Consider the following 21,901-nt stretch of genomic DNA (forward strand, 5'->3'; position numbering starts at 1 on the left):
ATTTGCAAAACTTAAGGAATGAATTTCACGAGTATGGATAAATGACCGCACCTCCTCCTTTCACAATGATTTATCAGTAAAATCACCTAATATGCGTTATCGATAATCTTTTCCAAACTCATCCAAAATAGATTTTAATTGGATCGCTTGGCTTTCTTCGATCCCAGATAAACAAAAAATTTGATCTGGTATGGCTTTTGCCTTTTCGCGGAGGAGTTTCCCGTTTTTTGTGAGTGTAAGGACAACCACACGTTCATCTTCTACACTTCTTGTCCTTTGTATTTGTCCACTTTTCTCCAATCTTTTTAGTAGTGGAGTCAAAGTCCCTGAATCCAATTGTAACCTATCACCAAGCTTAGTGACGGTAATCTCCTTCTCTTCCCACATAACAAGCATTACTAAGTATTGCGGATAAGTTAACCCTATGTCCGCAAGAAGCGGACGATAGAGTTTCATCAATCGATGCATTGAGGAATACATCGAAAAACAGATTTGATTCTTTAATAAAAGAACCTCTTCTTTGGATGCCTTAACCTTGGACAAGTTTTTCAATATCCTTTTCTATTGCTTCTGGTTTTGTGATGGGAGCATATCGTTTAACAACGTTTCCATTTTTATCTACTAAAAATTTTGTGAAGTTCCATTTAATATCTAAAGATCCGAAGATACCAGGAGCATTCTTCTTTAAGTGTGAATAAAGAGGATCGGTATTAGGTCCATTCACTTCAAGTTTGGAAAAGATTGGAAATGTTGTTGAGAATGTCTTCTCACAAAAAAGTTTGATCTCTGCATCAGAACCTGGCTCTTGTTCTCCAAATTGATTACATGGGAAAGCCAAAATTTCTAATCCTTTTCCTTTCCAACGGTCATACGTTTCTTGTAAGCCTTTATATTGAGGAGTGAAGCCACATTGGCTTGCTGTATTCACAATTAACAATACTTTATCTTTAAATTGTTCCATTGGGATCTCTTCGGACCCTCGTTTCACTTTAATTTTGTAAAATTCTTCTGCCATTTTTTGCCCTCGCTCAATTATTAGATTGTGCACAATTTAATTTTGTTCAACCTTTTTATGAAAACTTTTCAATAAATGTAAGGATTTTTTTCCAATACGGCGCGAATTTAGTATCCCCGCCCTTATTTGGGTGGGGAACTAGACCCGCCTCCCAATACCATCCACTTATCACAACTCAAACCAACCGGCAAACTCGTTCGTAACTTCTCCGATTTTTCTTAAAAAAAGTTCATCTTAATGCGATTTTTACTCGCTTTCATACTCTAGCCATTCCAAATAATACGAATTTTATTTCGGAAATTGAATCTAGTAACTTTGGAGTTATTTATGAATTTACAACTGGTCTTAAGGCCTGTATTCCTTTGTTTTCTCTTTTTTCTGCCCTCTCTTCTTATGGCAGATGCAGAAATAACGACGCCAAACCCAATCGATAAATCCGATACCACTTGGATGTTGATTTCTTCTGCATTGGTTTTTTTTATGATCCCTGGACTTTCTTTATTCTATGGAGGGATTGTCAGATCCAAAAACGTTTTATCCACAATGATGCATAGTTTTGTTGCGATGATTGTAATGACATTACAGTGGACTATTTTTGGTTATAGTTTTGCATTTTCAGGTGAGAATCCATTTGTTGGAAATTTTGATTTAGCTTTTTTGGATGGAATTAACATTGATTCCACGAAAGGTACAATCCCTACTTACGTACATTTTTTGTTCCAAGGTATGTTTGCTTTGATTACACCAGCCTTAATTTCTGGTGCGATCGCAGAAAGAATTAAACTCTCCGCATACATTGTATTTATACTTGTTTGGTCAACGTTAGTTTACGATCCAGTCGCTCATTGGGTTTGGGCAGATTCAGGTTGGTTGTTTAAAATGAATGCCTTAGATTTTGCAGGTGGAACTGTTGTCCATTTAATTTCAGGTATTGCAGGTTTATCAGCTGCAATCGTGATTGGAAAACGAAAAGGTGATGCAGGTCTCCTAACCCATCCAAATAACATGACTTATACATTACTTGGCTCAGGTTTATTATGGTTTGGTTGGTTTGGTTTTAATGCTGGATCTGGCCTTGCTGTGAATGGACTTGCGGCAAGAGCTTTTTTAGTCACTTTAATTGCTCCTGCAGCGGCCGGTGCAAGTTGGTTACTCATTGAATGGTATCATACAAAAAAAGCAACCGCACTTGGAGCGGCATCAGGTATTGTTGCAGGTTTAGTTGTCATCACACCAGCTTCTGGTTTTGTAGGAGTCAAAGGAGCCCTTATTATGGGTATACTCGTATCACCTATTTGTTATTTGGCGATTCTATTAAAAGGTAAACTAAAATACGATGATACCCTAGATGCATTTGGTATCCACGGTGCAGGTGGAGCATTTGGTGCCATATTAACAGGTATATTCGCTTTAGAACTTGCAGAAGGAATGACATTCGAAAGTCAGATGATGGCTCAAATTATAAGTGTGATTGCTACAGGTTTTTATTCTTTTGTAGCTTCATACCTCATTGCATTTGTAATTGAGAAAACCATAGGATTTAGAATTGAAGAAGATAAAGAAATCACCGGTCTCGACCAAGAGATTCATGGTGAAAAAGGATATGATATAAGGTAATCAATATGAAATTAGTAATAGCAATTATACAACCACATAAATTAGAAGAAGTTAAGAACGAATTAACTAAAAACGAAATTTATCGTTTAACAGTGAGTGATGTGCAAGGTTATGGCCAACAAAAAGGGAAAACAGAAGTATTTCGCGGACACGAATACCAAGTGAACCTACTCAGAAAAGTTCGCTTGGAAATCGCAGTGAATGATGAATTTGTAAAACCGACAGTCGATGCGATCTTAAAAGCAGCAAAAACTGGACCAGAAGGTAAAATTGGAGATGGTAAAATCTTCGTTATGCCTTTGGAAGAAGTGATTCGTATACGAAGCGGCGAACGAGGAAACAAAGCCATCTAATTTCAATTCAATTGTAACTCCCATAGAAAAGAATCCAATTCTATGGGAGTTCTGGATTATGTTTTTACCAAATCCAAAATGTATTCTTGGTTGGATTTCCCACCTGGCACAAATGGATAAACACCCCAATCGGATGGAATTTTGATTTCCACAAAAACAGGTCCATCATTTCTAATTAAAGTTTCTAGTTCAGAATCATTTTGACCTTTTTCCCAAATTATGTAAGGGATACCAAACGATTCACTTAACACCGAGAAGTCGGGATGATAATGAAATTTAGAACCTGAATAAACATTTCCATAAAATAAATCTTGTTGTTGTTTCACTAACCCTAGATGCCCATTGTTCATCAAAATGATCTTTACATTTAGACTTTCTTCTCTAAGTGTTGCTAACTCTTGTAAATTCATCATTATGGAACCATCACCAGTGAAACAATAAACAGTTCTATTTGGGTTCACCAAAGAAACACCAATGGAAGTTGGTAACCCAAATCCCATTGTCCCTTGTCCGCCAGAAGTGATCCATGTATTTGGATTTGGAAACGGATAATATTGTGCAACCCACATCTGGTGTTGTCCAACATCAGTGATCACAAAATGTTCTTCGTTTGGAACGAATGAGGCAAAAGAATTGATTAATTCTTTCGCAGGATGGATTTCGGGAATATCCTTCCAAATCTTTATTTGTTTCTGACCGAAGTTCCCTACGATTTCTGTGTGACTTCCATTGGAAGTTTCCCTTGTATCTAAAAATAAATTAACAAGGACTTCAGAAATATCTGATTTCAAACTCAAATTTGGTTTTCTGATTTTCCCAATCTCGTTTGCATCAATATCGATATGAATGATTTTTGCATTGGGACAAAATGTTTCTTTGTTCCCAATCGCACGGTCATCAAATCGAACACCAATGGCGATGAGTAAATCACAAATTCCCAATGCTTCATTGGCCGCAACAGTTCCATGCATTCCCATCATTCCCAAAAACAAAGGATCATTTTTTTCAAAAATTCCAAGACCCATAAGAGTGGTTACTACTGGAATTTGGTAGAACTGAACCAATTCTCGTAATCGTTTATATTCTTTTTTGGCTCCTCCACCAATGTAAAACAAAGGGAATTTTGCTTTTGAAACATACTCTTTCCAATCTTTTAAAAATGAAGTTAGAGAATGTGAATGATCCTCTTTCAGTGATATTTGGTTTTCTTTGATCAAACAATGGGAAAGATCAACCTCATTCAAATGATTCTCGTTCATTGTGATCATTTTTGATTGAATATCTTTTGGTAAATCAATCCATACAGGCCCTTTTTTCCCTGTGGATGCTAATTGGTAAGCTTCTTCCAAAACATTTGGAATCAAATTTGGATCTTCAATCGAATATATTTTTTTTACAATCGAGGAAACGATACGTTCCGTATCTAACTCTTGGAATGCATCAGTTCCTTTTAAGTGCATAGGTACTTGGCCCGAAAAGACCAACAGAGGAACAGAATCTCTAAGAGCATCAGCGACCGCAGTGATGAGATTGGCAACACCTGGGCCAGAGGAAACAAATACGACACCCACCTCCCCTGTGCTTCTTGCCATCCCTTGAGCGATAAATCCTGCTCCCTGTTCATGCCTGGCAAGAACATGTTTGATGTTTGACGCCGCCAAACTTTCGTATAATGGCAAGATAGTGCCACCAGGAACACCCGAAATCCATTGAATGCCCTTTGATTCTAAAAATTGAATGATATATTGACTAACTGTGATTTTTTCCCACATAACAGGTCTCCTCTTGTAGTTTCCCCGTCGACTTTTGCTTTCTGTCGACCGAGGAAACAAAGGGAGATTATGACAGAAAGCTAGGTATGTATGGGGAGAGGACGACGACTAGAACGAGGGTTGTGAGTAAATAAGAAGGCATTCCCATTTCAAAACTGGAACTTTTTCCAATTGAATTTGTTAATGCCAACGTTTCCATGTTCTGATTCTTTTATTGATTCACTGATGATTTAGTCAAGAAAATAATTGGTGGTGGATTCATTCATTTTCTTTCGCTCGTTTGATGAGTGAATAAAAGGCAAAGGCAAAACCCAAAAAAAATCCAACGAGTAACCAAAGTGGTTCTGATTGTAAATACCCGTCTAAGTAATACCCCCCGATGACAAAAAAAACAATCGAGGATACAAATTCAAAACCGGCTCCAGCCATGGCCAAAGGAGATTTTTCTCCCTTACCCGAGGGAATTTTTGGGGATTCGTTTGTCACTGCAGAATTCGACCAATACGATCAAATCTTACGCTTAGTCTCCACAGTCTGTAACGAAGTGTTCTTTCGATCCAACCAAAACGAGACTCATCTCCAAGATAACGAGCATTATGTGAAGAAAAAACTTCGGAATAATGGCAACGTCTCTCAAGTGCATCTCCATCATAACGTTCTGCGACTTCTGGACCTTTTTCTGCTAATTCTTGTCCATCTTTGTATTCACATGTAGCATCTTTCCAATCGATGGAAAAATAAATGATGAGAGCCTTACCCAAAATATCTTCTCGTTTCACAAATCCCCAAGCACGTGAGTCATGAGAATCATCACGGTTATCTCCCATCACCATATACTGGCCTTCTGGGATTTCACAACCATGTAAAAAATCGCAATACTCAAAGATATGAGCCCTTCTATCGTCTTCAAATCCTTCTAAGATATAGTGTTCAAACCCAGGTTTGACTTCCTTAAAGAGTGCTCTTTGTGTTGCTTCTAAATTATCTAAATCAGAAAGTTCCTTTCCAATGGGAACTTCTTTTGGTTCATACGATTTGAATTCTGTAGCTCCCTTCTCCTTATACTCAATGAGTGCAAAGTGTACTCTACCTCTGTCTTTTGTTTCGATGAATTTTCTTGTGATACGGATGGTATCACCTGGTAACCCAACAACACGTTTGACAAATCGTTTGGCAAAAATTCCAGAACGTGACTCTTCTTGTCCAAGTGCCGTTGCTGGTGGGATAAAGGTGACAATGTCTCCTCGTTTTGGGTCATCAATGCGGAAGAGTTCTTTTTCCGTAAAAGGCATGCGGAAGGAATAACGCATTTTATTCACAAATAAAAAGTCCCCAATTTTTAAGGTAGGGATCATCGATCCTGATGGGATATTATTTGCATCTAATATGGATGATTTGAATGCAAAAACGAGGACAACAATGATTCCAAAGGAAATTCCTGAGGCTGCAGCCCCTTCCTTTTCTGGTTCTTTGGATTCTGGTTTTGGCGAGGACTTGAAAATAGAAGAGAATAATCCCATAGTTCGAAGCTATGGAATTGGAATTTTCTGTCAAGAAAGGGGGAAAAAAAGCGCAAAAGACTTGTACTATTTTCGGGAATCGACGATACCATACATGGAGATCTTCTGCTTATGGAAACATCAATCCGTGGATTACGTAATACCCTACTTGAGATGAAGGAAAACTATTCTTTTGTCTGTGTAAAAACGGGAACCGAAACAGAAGATATGGGAGAGGAAGAAATTGCTCTCTTAAAAACAATCACTTCAGGGATTTTACCCCTCTATGTTAAAATTGGTGGGCCCGAGGCAAGGAATGATATCCGAATTTGCCAAAGGATTGGTGTTTCAGGAATTTCTGCGCCTATGGTGGAATCTGAATACTCTTTAAAAAATTTCATCCAAACGATGAAAAACCTGCTCACTCCCTCCGAATTTGAATCTTATAACAAATCCATCAATATGGAAACCATCACAGGTTACCGCAATCTCATGGATATCTTTGATTCTCCTTCTTTTCAGGAGCTAGAGCAAGTAACAGCCGCTAGATCTGACTTAAGTGCCTCCATGGACAAAAAACCAGATGATAAAGAAGTGACACGTGTTGCCAAAAAAATCATCTCTGAAGCTAAAAGCCGTGGGAAAAAAACTTCGGTAGGTGGGACAATCACCAAAACCAATTTTGAACTGATTGCAAATGAGATCCAACCTGATTACATCAATTCTAGACATATCATGGTCGATACAAAACAAGCGATGAAAATTGGTGCAACCGATATCGCAGAATGTATGTTAGTATTTGAAATGGACTTATTCGAATTTTTCTCTAAAACATTCCCTGAAAAAGGATACTATTACCGTAACCGAGTTGAGATCAACAGAGAACGAATCGGTGAAAGAAAAGTATTGTACTTCATTCGATAAGTGGTTTATTTATTCTTTCTTTTTAGTTTAGTTACCTCCTTTCTTTTTGTTTCTCCTAAACACTTACATGCCCCCTTTCAAAAGGGGGTATCTCTTTTTTTAATGATCCTTTTCTTATTCCATTATTGGAAACAAAGGAAAGTGTTTTCACTCGATCGTTCTAGTAACAATGGATTGGCTAAGTTGAATCAAACGAAAGTCCTTCCCTATCTCGTTGGGTTGAGTACTTTCTTTTTTCTCATTGCGAGTTCCTTCCATGCCTATGAGCTTACTCAATTTTTTGCGGAGTCATTTTTATTCCATGATGCCGACTATATTGGAATCTCCGATGTATTACTTTCTTTTGTAAAAGGAAACGGATTTCAAAGCCATTATTATAATGAAAACGTGAATGGTAGTTACTTAAACCATCACTTTGCTCCAGGGATGGGTTTCCTTTCTCCTTTTGTGAAATGGATTCCCGATCGGTATGGGCTTGCTGTCGGTGTATTTTTATGTTACCAACTCACAACGATTCTTTGGTTAACTTGGGCTTATGTTGTTTCCCAAAAAAACAATCAATTTATCGATTTGAAGTTTTTAGTGATTTGGGTGGTTCTTACGAATCAATTGTATTTATATCGGATTGGTTCCAGTTATCATTTTGAAATCCTAGTCGTTCTCTTTGGTTGTTTCTTTTTTTACCAGTGGGAAAAATGCAAAACCCTCCTTTTGGAAGGTGGGACCAAATTCACCAAACATTTGTTCTTACTTGGATTATTTCTTATCTTATTCCTCTTGCAAAAAGAAGACATTGGTTTTTACCTTTGTTTGTTTTTCCTCCCAGTGTTTCTCACTTCTCTTCATCAGGTTTATTTGACCAAGCGAGACAATAGGAGTTTGGTACCTTTGGCTCGTCTGTATGCGTTTTGCCTCTTTAGTGTTTTACTCGTAACCGTATTGTATCTAGGTTTTGTTTTTTTCCTTTTCCCAATTTTTGATGGTTCCCATTCCACATTAGGGTGGTCTCAAGTTCTGAGACAAGAGTATCACTCTGCCTTCAAACAAGTCACTGGTATTTCAAAATCCATCCAGATATATTGGGAACTTCTTTTGAGTATGGGACTTGGTTTCGTACAACTAGTTCCCGAACTCCTTGGCATCAGCTTGATTTACCTAACCCATGTTATCTCCACAAGGCCTTGGCACCATGAAGTGTATTCCTATTATAGTTATTCACTCCTTCCTTTTTTACTCTACAGTGGGATTTTATGGCTTAAGTCCAAAAAACAAATTTCACTTCCCTTTGTGTATCTTATCTTAGCTTTTTTGTTTTGGAAAAACTCGATGGACCAAAATTTCCCACTCGAAGCCAAAACAAATACAAATTGGTATGACCCTAAAGTACAATCAGAAGTAAACGAGGACTTACCTTTCGCCAATGGAATTTTACAATCTGAGGTTTCCAAAGTTTCAAGGAACACAGGTAATCAATCAAAAGAACAAATTGTATTTTCCCAATACAATCTTTCCTTTTATATCCAAGACAAAGTGACACTCTATCCGCTCGAACAACTACACAATGCAAAAGAAATTTGTGATAAAACGAAGAGTTGTTATGTGGTTTTGGCACCTGATTTGACTAACACAACAATTTGGCCCAAAGAACGAATCCTCGATACTTTTGCTGAGTCAAAACCATTCAAGTTACAGAAAATTTGGGAAGGGAAACAAATTGAAGTTTGGGCACTGGCAGAGTAGAATCCAAAGGCAAACTTAGATCCGATTTTGGAATTAGGCGATACAAACTTTCTCTGGAATCAAAAGAATCAAGTGAAGGAAAATGGAAATCCTCTCTATATGAAAATCAAATGGATCAGTAGACAGAGAAACCCGCTTTATTTGTATATCGAATGCTCAGAATCAAAAGATAGGGATCTCTTAGTTCACGGAACAATATGAAACACTTCGTATCCATTCTCTCTTTTTTCGATGCGGATTTGACCTTCTAACACAAGTTTTTGGATGATGCTATACACAAGACCTAGAGCCGTTGGCAAGTGTCCACCATTATGCACTTTTTTTCCAATGGCAGCTTCCATTAAGACTTTTAAGTCGGATTCCCCTTCCCGTAATCTACGTAACACTCCTTTCTCTAAGATGCTAAGTGTTTTTTTCACGAGAGTGATCGTTTTTTTGGGGTCTTCAATTTCGCTTCCATGAGCAGGTAACATCCGTTTGATGGGTTCTTCTAATAACTTAGAAAGAGTAAAATAATAATCCCCCAAGTTCCCATCCATCTCCGAATAAATCGCAGTGAGATTGGCGATGATGAGGTCTCCCGAAAAGTATACTCCTGTAGATGGGTCAACTGGAGTGATATGGTATAAGTTATGCCCTGGTGTATGTAAAAATCGAAAGAGCCTTCCACCTAACTCCAAACTGTCATTATGATCAATCGCCACATCAATGCGTAAAACTGGATCCCCTTTTTTGGTTTCTCCAAACTTACTAAAAAACTGGCGCCAACCTTTTCTAGATTCAGCTAAGATTCGATCCAATTCTTCTTTATCACCAAAAGCTTTGTGGAATAAATCTTCAGTGGCTTCTTCAAAGAGTAACATCGACTCAAGGTAATTTCCCACTCCATCTGCCATAGCTCGGTAACCATAATAAGTTACATTTTTGGCATAGGATTTGAGTACTAAAGCTGATGATATATGATCGAGATGGTTGTGTGTGTAGATAATGTGACGGATATCTTTGAATGAAAATCCCTTGGTTTTTAGGGATGCTTGTAACATGGGTATGGACTCAATGTAACCCGAATCAATTAGGGTTAGGCCATCATTTCCTTCATACAAATAGATATTATTTGGTGCGTAAAAGGGTTGGGGCAGAACAATTTTGAAGATACCATCCCCAATGTCCTCCATTTCAGGAATTCGTTTAGGGATGGTTACTTTCAAAGTTTCACCTTATGGTTGTTTTTTGATGATCAATCTTCTTTCAATTTCGAAGATTTTTTCTGGGATTTTTTCTTTTCCCAATTTCTTTTTGTCGTTCTCTTTGAGGAAAAGATCCGCACCAAATTTATCCAATGCATCATTTGCTTTGATGTTTTTCAGACCGATAAATTGGATTTGAACTTCTCCCGCTGGGATTCCGTATTCTGTTCCTTTGTCTTCTGTTGTGAGGATACGAGAAATACAAGTTACCGTATCACCAGAGAAAGCAGGTTGTGTATGGTATCCTTCTGTGAAACCAAGTTCCCAAATTGCGTTTTCGGAAATATCACGAGATGCCATACCAGCTAACCAACCAAATACGAGTCCACCATACACCACTGGTTCTCCACCCATTGGGCCTGAGATTCCTGCAGAATACAATTTATCATAATGAAGTGGGTGTGTGTTTCCTACTCGGTAGGTCCATTGGTAGTGTTCGTCTGTGATCGTTCTACCGTTTTGGTGCACGTAAATTTGACCTGGTTTGAAGTTTTCAAAGTAAGTATGCCCCCAAGTGACATCTTTCATTTCTGTTGGGAATTTGAGATTTGGAAGTTTGAGTGCAGGAGTTTTGGACTCAGGAAAAAAAGCAGAAGCATCACCAGGTTTTGGATTTCCTTTCGGTTTTCCATTGGACTGGTAAATCATGATCTTACGTTCGTACTGTAACACCACTTCGTTTTTTTGGTTGAGGCAAAGAGTTCTCACACTTACGATTCCTGGTTTATCAGGCCCTTTGTCATCGACTGCCAAAATTTTTGTGCGAGAAGACAAGGTATCACCAGGATACACTGGCATTAAAAATTGTGCGTTGTAATAACCAAGGTTTGCAAGCGCCTTTTCACTGTTATTCTGAACACCAATAGAAAGTGCTAAGTTAAACACCATGAGTGGGTGGACAAGTAGGTCTTGGAACCCATGTGCCTTTGCATATTCACTGGATAAGTAAAGTGGATTGGCATCCATAAACACAGTGGCAAATTCTTGGGCAAAACTTCTGTCGACTGTGAATTGGCGAGGGTGAACGTAAATATCACCGACATTGAATTCTTCGAGGTATCGTCCGTAGATGTTCTTCTTGATGTCAGAGAGAGAGGCAGGGGTTTTGGGAGCTAACTCACCAAAGGGGGACACTGATTTTTCGACCATGGGAATTCCTTTTTCGAATGGGATAGGACTAATTTTCCAAGAGAGGTCCTACAGAAAACGATTTTTCCAGCTCATCCGGTCGCTCGTTTGGCGTATTCCTCCTTCCAAGCGCTGTGCCAAAGGTACCATTCTTCCCGAACCGCACGGTACCTTGTCAAATCACTGCGCACTTCTTGCATCAGTAATTCCAATTCTTCCACTCGGCGAAAAAGTCGTAAGGTCAAAGCCTCCCACTCTTCCTGGTTCTCTGCCATCCATGGTTCCATAATTTATCTATCGGCGGATCTTTTCCGTAAAATGTTGCTTTTTTAGTCCTATGCGCATTCGATTCATGGATCATGAGCTTTGTTTTCCCGACAGAAGATTCCATTCCCGCTGCTTACCGCATCTCACCCATCCACCAAACCAAATACCTTCTCGGTGGCGAAATTCTGGAGTGGAAGGGAGAAACACAAATCGTCAAGTCTCCGATTTTTCTCGAACGGAATGGCAAATTGGAACAAGTGGTTCTCGGTTCTTACCCAAGTTTCGATGAAACACAAAGTCTAAAAGCACTCGATGCCGCAGTGAAAGCTTACAACCACGGAACAGGTGTTTGGCCCACTTCCACACCAGAGGAAAGGATTTTGGCAGTGAACCATTTTGTTTCCCTCATGAAAGAAAAACGAAACCAAATCATTTTACTTCTGATGTGGGAAATTGGAAAAACGGAAAAAGATGCCACAAAAGAATTTGATCGCACCATCGAATACTTAGAAGACACAGTCGATGCACTCCGAGAGCTGGAATCCAATTCTTCTAAATACATACAAGAAAGTGGACTCATTGCCCAAATCAAACGTTCCCCTTATGGAGTGGTTTTGTGCATGGGGCCATTTAACTACCCGTTAAACGAAACTTTTTGTACCTTAATCCCTGCAATCCTTATGGGAAATACAGTTGTTTTCAAACCCGCAAAGTATGGTGTATTGCTTTTAGAACCACTCCTCGAATGTTTCCAAAAAGCCTTTCCCCCTGGTGTGATCAACACTGTCTATGGTGATGGGGCCAAAGTCATTTCACCCATTATGGAATCAGGTAAAATTGATGTGTTTGCTTTTATTGGTTCGAGCCAAACTGCAAATCTCATCACAAAAAAACATCCCAAACTCAACCGCCTAAGGTCTGTTCTCGGACTCAATGCAAAAAATCCTGCCATTATCCTTCCCGATACCGATTTAAAAACAATGGTTCCTGAAATTATTTCGGGATCCTTGTCATACAATGGACAACGGTGTACCGCACTCAAAATCCTTTTTGTCCACAAAGATATCTTAGATGAGTTTACCAAATTGTATTTGGAAGAATTTTCCAAATGGAAAGCAGGAATGCCTTGGGAAAAAGATGTTAACTTCACTCCACTCCCTGAAGAAGGAAAAACCAAATGGCTAAAAGAACTTTTGGATGATGCAATACAACATGGGGCAAAGATCTTAAACCAAGGTGGTGGGGGAATTATAGAATCCTTTATGACACCTGCCATCCTTTCACCCGTCTCACCTAACGCTCGCCTGTATCACGAAGAACAATTTGGACCACTTGTTCCGATTGTCCCATTTACACACATTGAAGAACCAATGGAATACATCATCAATTCGAATATGGGCCAACAAGCCAGTGTGTTTGGGGAAGACCCAAAAACGATTGGAAAACTCATCGATACCTTGGTCAACCAAGTGGCTCGTGTGAATTGGAATGCACAATGCCAACGTGGACCTGATGTGTTTCCATTTTCAGGAAGGAAGGATTCAGCAGACGGAACCCTTTCTGTTTCCGATGCCCTACGTGTTTTTTCCTTACGCACAGTGGTGAGCTTAAAGGACACGGAAAGGGGACGTAATCTTCTAGGAGATGTACTGAGGACAAAAAGTTCCCGGTACCTCTCAGAAGAATTTCACTTGTAAGTCCTTCAGTTTTCTCCGATCATTGAGAAAGGGGAATCCCTAATTTGTTTTAATAGGGAAAGAGGGAGGAAAATGTACAAACAGATCGTTCGATTGCTTTCCTTCCTTTTGGTCCTGGGTTTCCTTTCCTGCAATCCGGTCAAAGGGAGGGATGAGTATCTGTTATCTCTTGTCAATGGATTGAATCCTACGACAGCCGTAACCACTTCGTTCACCATTGGAACTTCTTCCAAAATCAATGTCACAAGTGCGAGTGTGATTCTCTATTATGGAACTCCTCAATTATTTGGTTTTTCACTAGTATCACCACCAACTGCAAATGTAACTCTAGCTTTCACAAATTCTAAACTCAATGCAATTGGGAACTTAACCTTTACTCCAGCCAATTACAGCACAATTCAAACCATCACACTTACGTCTAACACACAACTCATGGAGTCATCTTCGCTGAGTGTATCGGCAACAAGTGCAGACCCAAATTATTCAGGTGTCTCTGGGTCCATTACCATCAATCATAGAAATGTAAATATTGTGTATACTGGTAGTTCTTTTATTTTTAAGGAAGATGATTCTGCACCTACACTGAATCCAGTCCTTGGATTCCCCATCACAAATTGTTCTGTTGTCCCTTCCCTTCCCAATGGACTAACATTGAACACAAGTACATGTGTAATTTCAGGAACTCCCACGGACTCCCAAGCTGGAACAACATACACAGTCACCGCCACCGATGGAACCAATACGGATACAGAAAATATAACCATTCGCATCACACCAACCGTTTATAAAGTTTTTATTACAGCTGTACCTTTTGATGGAGACCTTCGTGGAGCGGCAGCAAACGGACCAGCAGGTGCCGATCTCAAATGTAATGCTGATACAAACAAACCTTCAACAGGAACATATAAGGCAATGTTGACTGATGGAACAAACAGGAGAGCTTGTTCTTCCGATAACTGCGGTGGTGGAATTGGCGAAAATATAGACTGGGTTTTCCAATCTGGGCGGATATACATACGTGCAAATGATTCAGCTAGTTTACTAAGTCCTAATGCTGCAGGAATTCTACCAGCAGATGGTTCAGGAAATTTCACAACCAACCCTTACAACTTAAATCATTCCTTTGATTCAAGTACCACGGCAAAGGAATATTGGACAGGATTTGCGCAATCCAACTATTGGCAAGAAGCTACAGCACAAACTGAGAATAGTTGCAATGATTGGACATTGAATGTTGGTCCTGCAACAACAAGTTTTGGAGGGCGAGTCGGAACATCCAATAGTACAAATTATTCAGCGTTCCGAAATGGAAGCGGAAGGAGTTGTGCATCTTCATTTTACCTAGTCTGTGTCGAACAATAATCACCAGAGTTTCATCCAAATCCTCTACATGAGTCTTTGGATCCACTTAAAACAATTCGAAAACAAGTTTTAAAAACAAAGTCCTTTCGGTATTTTCTTCTCGCTTTCTTAAAAATTTCCATTACACTTTCCCACCGTGATCCAAATCCTTATCAATTCACTTGCTGGCAAAACCGTATCCCTCACCCAAAAAACAACAGATTCCCTGTTAAAAGGGGTTCAATTCCTTGTCAAAGGAAGCCTCTCTTCCACGGGCGATGGATTGGATTTACTTTCCAATGCTTTTTTTTATAAACCTGAATGGAGAGATGCACTCCAAAAACTCGGTGTACAAGTGAAGGACAAAGGTATCCGATCCAACGAAGAATTCCAAAAAACGATCGAACTCACAAACCAAGCCTTTGACAAAGCACTCTTCAAAGTAGAACTCACAGCCAAAAAAAGTGATGATATGGTGTTTGATAACCGTATGGTTTCAAGTATATTGGGAAGTTCTCATAATCAAAAATTCAAACTCACAAAAATTGATATGAGTTTTCGAACTTTTGGAAAAGACATCACGGCAAAAGAAACCATCACAGAATATAAAAACTCTGGTAAAACAAAATCTGTCTTATTTTTACCGGGACTTTTTACGGACGAAACGGTTTGGCAAGAACAAACTGTCGAATACAAGGACAGGAAAATTACATCTCCAGGCCTTGCTACGGAACTTGCGGAATGTGGATACTTCTCTTTTTATCTCAGATACAACCATGGTCTACCCATCCATGAAAATGGAAAAAAACTCATGCACTTACTAGATGTATTTTTTGAAGAAAACAAAGAGATCCATCCAGATATCATCTGTTATAGTTTGGGTTGTTTGATTTTTCGATCTTGTATGTATTATGCAAAATTAGAAAATAAACCTTGGATTACAAGACTTGGAAAAATCACACTCGTTGCATCACCTAATAAAGGTTCGTATTTGGAGAAAATTGGCTTTTGGTTAGGTTTTTTATTCGAAAAAAGTCCAAACGTTGCCTTAAAGATCATTGGAATGATCGGTAATTTACGAAGTGATGCCATCAAAGATTTATCGTTTGGTCTCATCCGAAAAGAAGAAAAAGGTTGGAAGGAAACAATCTCGGGATACTTTGCAGAAACTTATTTTGGTGAACTTGATGATTTGGATGTGTACCAAGCATATGCATTGATGGAAGGACCTGAAAATCCCTTACAGAATTTTTTGGGCGATGGTATTGTTGAGAAAAAAAGCTTAACCTACTTAACGGACAAAGTGTTCGATAAAAAACCAAACCCTGCCCTTCGTACATTAGAATTAAAAAAACAAAACCATTTTTCCATCATTAGCTCACGGCCCCTCATCCATTGGGTAAAAGAAGTATTTGGTGTGGCACCAAAAGTTTAAATTGCCAATGCCTCCAAATGCACTTTCACCGATTCCGAAAGTGCATGGAAATCATACCCACCTTCCAAAAACGATAAAAGTTTGCCTGCAGAGTAGGTGTTTGCAATTTTTTTCACTTCTTCAGTCAGTTTTTCATAAGATGATGTATGTAAATTCATACCAGCTAACGGGTCCCTTTCGTGAGCATCAAACCCAGCTGATACGAGTACAAACTCAGGTTGGAATGTTTCCATCTCTCTATGTACCATTTGGAATTGGTCTAAATATTCTTTTTCTCCCGCACCTCGTGCCATGGGCAAATTGAGTGTGAAACCTTTGCCTATCCCTTTCCCTCGGTCTTGTGAGGAACCAGTCCCTGGGTAAAAAGGGTATTGGTGGAGTGATACAAAATAAACAGAATCATCTTCATAAAACTGGTGTTCGGTGCCATTTCCATGGTGGACATCCCAATCCAAAATCAAAATCCGTTTGATTCCTTGTGTCTGAAGGTATTTTGCCGTGATTGCAATATTATTGAATAAACAAAATCCCATTGCATGATCTGCTTCCGCATGATGTCCTGGTGGCCTGACAAGAGCCATACCATTTTTCAATTTACCATCCAATATGTCTTGTGCAAGTGTGATACCTGCCCCAACCGCAAAACTTGCTGCCTGAAACGAATTTGGTGAAAAAACAGTATCTCCATCCAAATAACCAGATCCTTTTTCTTCACAAACTTGTCCCACTAAACGAACGTAATTTGGATCGTGAATCATAGAAATGAATGACAAAGGAGCTTCCTTAAACGTTTTTTTCCATTCAAAGGATTGAGAAGGTAAATCAGAAATTTTATCTAAAATAGATTCTAAACGTACATGGGTTTCTGGATGACCAGTTCCAGTTTTGTGGTCCAAAAAAGAGGAATGGAATGAGATACCAGTTTTCATTGGAATAACATAAACCTTTCGATATAAACAATCATTTCAATGATTTCAGCGATAATCCGATCAATTTGTTTAGTGATTTGAATTTTTTCGTCAGGTGAAATGGTTTTGTCCATACCTGCATTTCCATATACAGCATAAAATGTTTTAATATCATTTGAGAAGTCTGTGTTAAACCAATCTTTAAACACTCGTTGTTTCATCTTGTATTCAGGCCGGATGTTTCCAGTGATTTCCCAAATCCCACCTTCACCAAAACGTAATCGTAATTCAAACAAACTTCTATCCTTTCGGATGTACACTTCCTCATCAGTTTGTGCAAAATCAAGTTTCCGTAACATCACAAGTACGATCAGAATGTTTTCTAAATATTCGATTAAATCTTTTTTTTCAGTACCGCTGATTTTTGCATCATCACCCAAATGTTGGAGATAGGACTCACCCATCGATTTATACAGTTTTGAGACTTCCACCATTCTGTCTTTAAATTGGACTTGTTCGGATAAAACTTCTGGGAACCGACCATAGGATTTGATCTGGAAGTCATTTGTGATTTCAATCATGCCCAAATTTTGGGAGAGTCAGGGAATTTCGTCAATCGATTCGATTTGAATTTTCTTTCATGTGGGAAAAACTTGTCATAACGACTATGAAACCTTTATTCACATTCCTACTCTTATTTGTTTTTGTCTCCTGCCAGTCGGTCTCCTCCACCAAAAGCCAACAAAAATCGGGTTCTATCCAGGAATCACCTGAATTTATAGAAGGGCTCTATATCAATACCAAAACCATACGCGATAAAAAACGATGGAGTTTACTTTTCCAAGTGATGAAAGATGCAGGAATGAATACTGCTGTTGTTGATATGCAACCTTATCCACCGACTCCAGAACAAGTTGCGGAAGCAAAAGCACTTGGAATTTATATGGTGGCAAGAGTTGTCAACTTCGAAGGTGGATTACTCGAAAAAACACCTAACGCAAACCTTGTTTCTTCCATCCAAAAATCGATTCGTAAAGCTTGTGAATTAGGATTCCCTGAAATTCAATTGGACTACATTCGATATGCTGATGGTGGCACTAACTTTAGTATGAGTTATGAAAAACGATATGAATCGATTTTAGGAATCATCAAAGACCATAAAGAAAAAACGAAAGACAGTTGCCCAAGTGATACAAAGTGGTCAGCTGATATTTTTGGAAGGGTTCCTTTTATAGAAAATGATATCATTGGTCAAAAAGTAGAACCATTTAGTGAGGAATTGAATGGTCTTTATCCAATGTTGTACCCATCCCATTTTTATGGTTTGACCAAACGTGTTTCAGATCCTTATGGAACCATCAAAGATGGTCTTGACCTAACAGTCAAAAGAGCCAAACAAGGAACCAAAGCCATTGCTTGGGTCCAAGGATTCAAAATGATGGTAGGTCCAAGTAAATTGAGTTACATTGACTACATCAAGGTGCAGATGCAAGGGGCAAGAGATTCTGCAGGCCATGGTTTTATCGTTTGGAATGCAGGGAATGAATATCTAGAAACTATGAATGCTTATGAAAAATACAAAAAGGAACCAACACCTAATAACACAAAGGTTTCCAAAAACGAAGAATAACTTCGTATTTGGAAACTGATTTCTTTTGGTTTTCAGAAGCTAACTCACAAAATATCAAAAAAAGGAAGCGGGGTTATTTCCCTGCTTCCTCTATATTCTTTCTCCTTAAATAAGCATCTGCTTCTTCTTCTGAACCTAACATTTGGATTCGAAGTTCTTTCAATTTTTTATCTTTCTCAGCTTGTGAAAGATTGGCATTTTCTTTTAAAAATTCTCTCTCTTTGGATTCGTAGGATGAAATTGATTCAGAAAATTTTGCCTCTTTTTTACGTTCATTTGCTAAATTTTCGGCCTTTTCTTTTCCAAAGTATTTGGATTCAATTTTAAATAGGTATTTTTCTTTCTCTTTTGGATCCGAAATGGAAGAAAACTCTTTATCACGAAGAGACATTTCCATTTGGTAATGATCAAACTTATCTTCCCTGGAAACCAAAGAATCATAATAGTTTCCATAAGTTTTTTTCTTAAACTCTTCGTACTGTTTTACACGAAGATCAGCGGGTAGGTTTGCCGATTGTTTGATAAAATGATTGCTACCTTCCAAAAAACTAACTTGTGATTCTTCCATTCCAAAAATTAATTCAGCTTTATCAGAAAGCACTTCTCTGCGTTTGGATTTAATTTTTTCATACAACTCCAAAAATGGAAGGTCCGTTGGTTGTTCCCATTTTCGGTATTCTTCCTCATATCGGAAATAGGAAACAAATAGGTCCCTTACCTTTTCTTTGTCAGGGGAATCATATTCAGCATCGATATACGCAAGAATTGTCGCATTACATTGGTCAGGTGTAAAATCAGGTTTGCATTTCCGTCGTAATGCCCACACTTCCCAAACAAAATTGATCTTACCCGATTTAAGATCATCCAGTAACTCTAAATAAGGTTTGGCTCTATCTTCTCGAAAGGGAGAGATCGCCTCATCCCAAAACCCTTCCCCATTTCCTAAGGGAGAGATTCGGTCAGAAACCATTTGTTCCTCAGGTGATAAAGAATTTTTGGAAACACTGTCACTGTCTGATTGTTTCAGATAAAAAAGTAAACCGGCAAAAAGAATGAGAAAGAGGATAACAACGAGTAATATTTTTTTAAAATCCATTTGTAGTATCGAAAAAACCTTTGGGGAACATTTCAAAATTTAAGCAGAGTAGAAGATGGGGATTTGTGTACAATAAAAAGCCGACGGTAGTACCATCGGCTTTTCACTTTGTGGAAAATTATAATCCAGCTTTTGCGTTTTTCGCGATGTTTAAGTAATGTCCTTGCACATCATAATAGTTTTGTCCACTCCATGCCAAGTTCGTTGCTTGGAGGTGGTCAATCCCAGTTGCAAACCAATACGAAGAAGGAGTTCCTTTCCAAGTTCCCCATTTTTGAGAATTCAATGGAACCACTCCATCATTTGCTCCACCCAATCCGTAAAACAATCCACCTGCCCAAGTGATTGGGTGAGTGAGTGCCATGATTGGGTGTTGGATGAGGTCTGCCCATGCCATTTGGCTTCCGTAAGAGTAGTATTTGATACCAGATTTGTTAGGTGAATTTGCGTTGAACGTTTTTACATAACTCACAGTCAGAGATTTTCCCATTGCGATCGCATCTTGAGGACGACCGTCACGGTACACTAGTTTTGCAAGTAAACCAAGTGCAGAATTTGCAAAAGGTTGTAACCAACTAGGGATCGCTGCAAGAACGATGTCAGCCATCGGTGCCCCTTGGTGAAGGGAGTTAATTGTCGTAACAGTTTGTGTTTTTCCAGCAAATCCAAGATTGGAAACCATATAACGGATCACAAGTCCACCTTGGCTGTGTCCCATCAAATGAACCTTAGAACAACCGTTTGCTGTCATCCAAGTTGAAACAGCAGATTGGATTTGGCTTGCACGAACAGGAATGGAATTTGTCGCAGAACTTCCAGGTGTTGTGACTTTCGCGCCTTGGCTACGGAGGTAACCATCTAGGCCTCCCCAATACTTAACGAGACCACCAGCGAGTCCTTGTGTGTCGTCAAATCCGAGAATCCCGTGAACAAGAGCGATGCATTGGCCATCCAATGGACCAGCAAACAGACCTGATGTGGGGAAGGAGAGAAGGGTCGCTAAAAACCCGATTACGATTTTCTTTTTCATATTTCACCTGAACTTTCTATGTTTTTGGCTAAATTAACCCATACCAATGCCATAAGTCAACGCTTTATGGCACAAATATGGCAAATGTTTCGGAACGGTGTTCCTAGAAGGTCCTAATTCACACCGTAAGTGCGTTCGTCCGAGGCCCGGTAATACCCACTTGCTTCCTCATTTTTGATGATATCGGCCTCTTCCCCAAAGAGTTGTTTCCTGAGTGCATCCAATTGTTTTTCATCTTCTGCCGTCATTCCTCCCTTTTTGGTCGAAAGTTGGCTTCGTTTCTCAGCATATTTCTGTTGGTTTTGCCAGTTTTTTTCCCTTTCTTCTTCGAGGGCATCCCATCGGTTGAGGGCAGCTTGGTCCATTCCCATCGTTTGGCGGATTTCTCGGAGGGCCGATTTCCTTTCCCCATAGGACATCACCTTCAAGTCTTTTTGGACAGAAACCATAAACCCTTCTGTGAGTTGTTGGCGTTTGTTTTCCATCAGACGTGGGTATTCTTTACCAAACTGTTCCTTGAGAGTCTGTGCATAATTACTGAGTTTCGCATCCAAATTCCCTGCTGGGCTTTCTTTGATGCGTTTGAGTGTGTCTCCTATCACCGTCATCTTTTTTTCCATCGCCCAGATCTGATCGGCTTTGTCTCCAAAGAGACGATACCTTTCCTTCCACATCATAGCCCGGCGTGCGTCATCGGACATGAGCCCCACCTTACTCATGTTTGATTCCCTGAATCGATTGTAATTATAAAGACTCTCCGACATACGTAGTAGTTCCAATGCTTTGTTAGGGAAAGCGTAACCCAAAATTTGATTCAGAACTTTCACCCAATCATTTGGATACAATTTCGGAAGGTCTTTCATCAACTCTTCTATCATGGCAATTTGGGCGGCAGGGTTATCTATATTTTTGCCATACTTCTCTTGGAGGATCCTTGCGATTTCTTCAATCGAATACTCCATGAGTTTATGATCCGCATAGTCTTCTGGTAAATTGGGAAGTTCGATGGATTCGGCGACTTTTCCTTCACTCAGGATTTTTTCAAAGTCCTTTTGGTTTTTATCTTTTCCTGGACGTAAAACTAAAATTCCAACGAAAAGAACGATAAGAGAAATGAGGATTGTGTATAAAATTTTTTTATTTTGGAACATACTCTAAATGAATGAATGGAATTTGAAATTTGATTTGTTGGGACAAAAAGG

21 protein-coding genes are annotated in these 21,901 nt (G+C 39.1%); 8 read left to right on the forward strand and 13 right to left on the reverse strand.

The window, feature by feature from the left end:
* Positions 1-96: 96 nt before the first annotated feature.
* On the reverse strand, positions 97-543 hold the full coding sequence (locus CH354_RS01330) for a MarR family winged helix-turn-helix transcriptional regulator (protein ID WP_243395912.1): 447 nt from the start codon (positions 541-543) through the stop codon (positions 97-99).
* Positions 530-1,015 (reverse strand): glutathione peroxidase, encoded by a 486-nt coding sequence (locus tag CH354_RS01335; protein ID WP_100718416.1) that lies wholly within the window; start codon positions 1,013-1,015, stop codon positions 530-532. Before CH354_RS01335 ends, CH354_RS01330 begins: the two co-directional genes overlap by 14 nt.
* Positions 1,016-1,408: 393 nt before the next feature.
* Here CH354_RS01335 and CH354_RS01340 point away from each other — a divergent pair, with 393 nt between their 5' ends.
* Entirely contained in the window at positions 1,409-2,632 is a 1,224-nt protein-coding gene (locus CH354_RS01340; protein WP_165780329.1) for an ammonium transporter, read from the forward strand.
* Positions 2,633-2,637: 5 nt separating this feature from the next.
* Positions 2,638-2,985, forward strand: coding sequence for a P-II family nitrogen regulator (locus tag CH354_RS01345; RefSeq protein WP_002975072.1), 348 nt, complete (start codon positions 2,638-2,640; stop codon positions 2,983-2,985).
* A 56-nt stretch (positions 2,986-3,041) separates the two neighbouring features.
* Here CH354_RS01345 and ilvB read toward each other — a convergent pair whose 3' ends face one another.
* The 3 genes from ilvB to lepB form a co-directional block, all read right to left on the reverse strand.
* Positions 3,042-4,757, reverse strand: a complete 1,716-nt coding sequence (gene ilvB / locus CH354_RS01350) for a biosynthetic-type acetolactate synthase large subunit (protein ID WP_100726257.1) — start codon at positions 4,755-4,757, stop codon at positions 3,042-3,044.
* A gap of 258 nt (positions 4,758-5,015) precedes the next feature.
* Entirely contained in the window at positions 5,016-5,186 is a 171-nt protein-coding gene (locus tag CH354_RS01355) for an AtpZ/AtpI family protein (protein WP_100718425.1), read from the reverse strand.
* A gap of 53 nt (positions 5,187-5,239) precedes the next feature.
* Positions 5,240-6,277 carry a signal peptidase I gene (gene lepB, locus CH354_RS01360; RefSeq protein WP_100718413.1) on the reverse strand — a complete coding sequence of 346 codons (1,038 nt, stop codon included), beginning with the start codon at positions 6,275-6,277 and terminating at the stop codon, positions 5,240-5,242.
* Between the two features lie 111 nt (positions 6,278-6,388).
* Between lepB and CH354_RS01365 the strand changes: the two genes are divergently transcribed.
* Both CH354_RS01365 and CH354_RS01370 read left to right on the forward strand, forming a co-directional pair.
* Positions 6,389-7,180 carry an aldolase gene (locus CH354_RS01365; protein ID WP_100726256.1) on the forward strand — a complete coding sequence of 264 codons (792 nt, stop codon included), beginning with the start codon at positions 6,389-6,391 and terminating at the stop codon, positions 7,178-7,180.
* A gap of 102 nt (positions 7,181-7,282) precedes the next feature.
* Positions 7,283-8,920 carry a glycosyltransferase family protein gene (locus CH354_RS01370; protein ID WP_338092372.1) on the forward strand — a complete coding sequence of 546 codons (1,638 nt, stop codon included), beginning with the start codon at positions 7,283-7,285 and terminating at the stop codon, positions 8,918-8,920.
* A gap of 185 nt (positions 8,921-9,105) precedes the next feature.
* Here the strand turns inward: CH354_RS01370 and CH354_RS01375 are convergent, their stop codons facing one another.
* The 3 genes from CH354_RS01375 to CH354_RS01385 all read right to left on the reverse strand — a co-directional run bounded on the left by CH354_RS01375 (position 9,106) and on the right by CH354_RS01385 (position 11,570).
* Positions 9,106-10,128 carry an MBL fold metallo-hydrolase gene (locus CH354_RS01375; protein ID WP_100718409.1) on the reverse strand — a complete coding sequence of 341 codons (1,023 nt, stop codon included), beginning with the start codon at positions 10,126-10,128 and terminating at the stop codon, positions 9,106-9,108.
* Between the two features lie 9 nt (positions 10,129-10,137).
* The gene (locus tag CH354_RS01380; protein WP_100718408.1) at positions 10,138-11,316 is read right to left on the reverse strand and encodes a MaoC family dehydratase; all 1,179 of its coding nucleotides are present in this window, start codon (positions 11,314-11,316) and stop codon (positions 10,138-10,140) included.
* Between the two features lie 71 nt (positions 11,317-11,387).
* Complete coding sequence (locus CH354_RS01385) at positions 11,388-11,570, reverse strand: hypothetical protein (RefSeq protein ID WP_207762651.1); 183 nt, start codon at positions 11,568-11,570, stop codon at positions 11,388-11,390.
* A gap of 84 nt (positions 11,571-11,654) precedes the next feature.
* On the opposite strand from CH354_RS01385, the gene CH354_RS01390 reads away from it, so the two are divergent.
* The 3 genes from CH354_RS01390 (at position 11,655) to CH354_RS01400 (ending at position 16,035) form a co-directional block, all read left to right on the forward strand.
* On the forward strand, positions 11,655-13,259 hold the full coding sequence (locus CH354_RS01390; RefSeq protein WP_100728817.1) for an NADP-dependent glyceraldehyde-3-phosphate dehydrogenase: 1,605 nt from the start codon (positions 11,655-11,657) through the stop codon (positions 13,257-13,259).
* A 72-nt stretch (positions 13,260-13,331) separates the two neighbouring features.
* Complete coding sequence (locus CH354_RS01395) at positions 13,332-14,621, forward strand: DUF1554 domain-containing protein (RefSeq protein WP_100728818.1); 1,290 nt, start codon at positions 13,332-13,334, stop codon at positions 14,619-14,621.
* Positions 14,622-14,757: 136 nt separating this feature from the next.
* Positions 14,758-16,035: an esterase/lipase family protein gene (locus tag CH354_RS01400; protein ID WP_100726251.1), complete on the forward strand. Its 1,278-nt coding sequence runs from the start codon at positions 14,758-14,760 to the stop codon at positions 16,033-16,035.
* Here the strand turns inward: CH354_RS01400 and CH354_RS01405 are convergent.
* Both CH354_RS01405 and CH354_RS01410 read right to left on the reverse strand, forming a co-directional pair.
* Complete coding sequence (locus CH354_RS01405; RefSeq protein WP_100726250.1) at positions 16,032-16,964, reverse strand: histone deacetylase family protein; 933 nt, start codon at positions 16,962-16,964, stop codon at positions 16,032-16,034. The two genes, CH354_RS01400 and CH354_RS01405, sit on opposite strands and share 4 nt — an antisense overlap.
* Entirely contained in the window at positions 16,961-17,524 is a 564-nt protein-coding gene (locus tag CH354_RS01410) for a hypothetical protein (RefSeq protein ID WP_100726249.1), read from the reverse strand. Before CH354_RS01410 ends, CH354_RS01405 begins: the two co-directional genes overlap by 4 nt.
* An 86-nt stretch (positions 17,525-17,610) precedes the next feature.
* On the opposite strand from CH354_RS01410, the gene CH354_RS01415 reads away from it, so the two are divergent.
* On the forward strand, positions 17,611-18,573 hold the full coding sequence (locus tag CH354_RS01415) for a putative glycoside hydrolase (RefSeq protein WP_100726447.1): 963 nt from the start codon (positions 17,611-17,613) through the stop codon (positions 18,571-18,573).
* A gap of 73 nt (positions 18,574-18,646) precedes the next feature.
* Here CH354_RS01415 and CH354_RS01420 read toward each other — a convergent pair whose 3' ends face one another.
* The 3 genes from CH354_RS01420 to CH354_RS01430 all read right to left on the reverse strand — a co-directional run bounded on the left by CH354_RS01420 (position 18,647) and on the right by CH354_RS01430 (position 21,850).
* On the reverse strand, positions 18,647-19,669 hold the full coding sequence (locus CH354_RS01420; RefSeq protein WP_100728819.1) for a lipase secretion chaperone: 1,023 nt from the start codon (positions 19,667-19,669) through the stop codon (positions 18,647-18,649).
* A gap of 118 nt (positions 19,670-19,787) precedes the next feature.
* Positions 19,788-20,699, reverse strand: a complete 912-nt coding sequence (locus CH354_RS01425) for an esterase/lipase family protein (protein ID WP_100718401.1) — start codon at positions 20,697-20,699, stop codon at positions 19,788-19,790.
* Positions 20,700-20,812: 113 nt separating this feature from the next.
* Positions 20,813-21,850 (reverse strand): hypothetical protein, encoded by a 1,038-nt coding sequence (locus CH354_RS01430; protein ID WP_100718400.1) that lies wholly within the window; start codon positions 21,848-21,850, stop codon positions 20,813-20,815.
* Positions 21,851-21,901 lie beyond the last annotated feature (51 nt).

Source organism: Leptospira levettii (assembly GCF_002812085.1).
Taxonomy (GTDB): Bacteria; Spirochaetota; Leptospiria; order Leptospirales; family Leptospiraceae; genus Leptospira_A; species Leptospira_A levettii.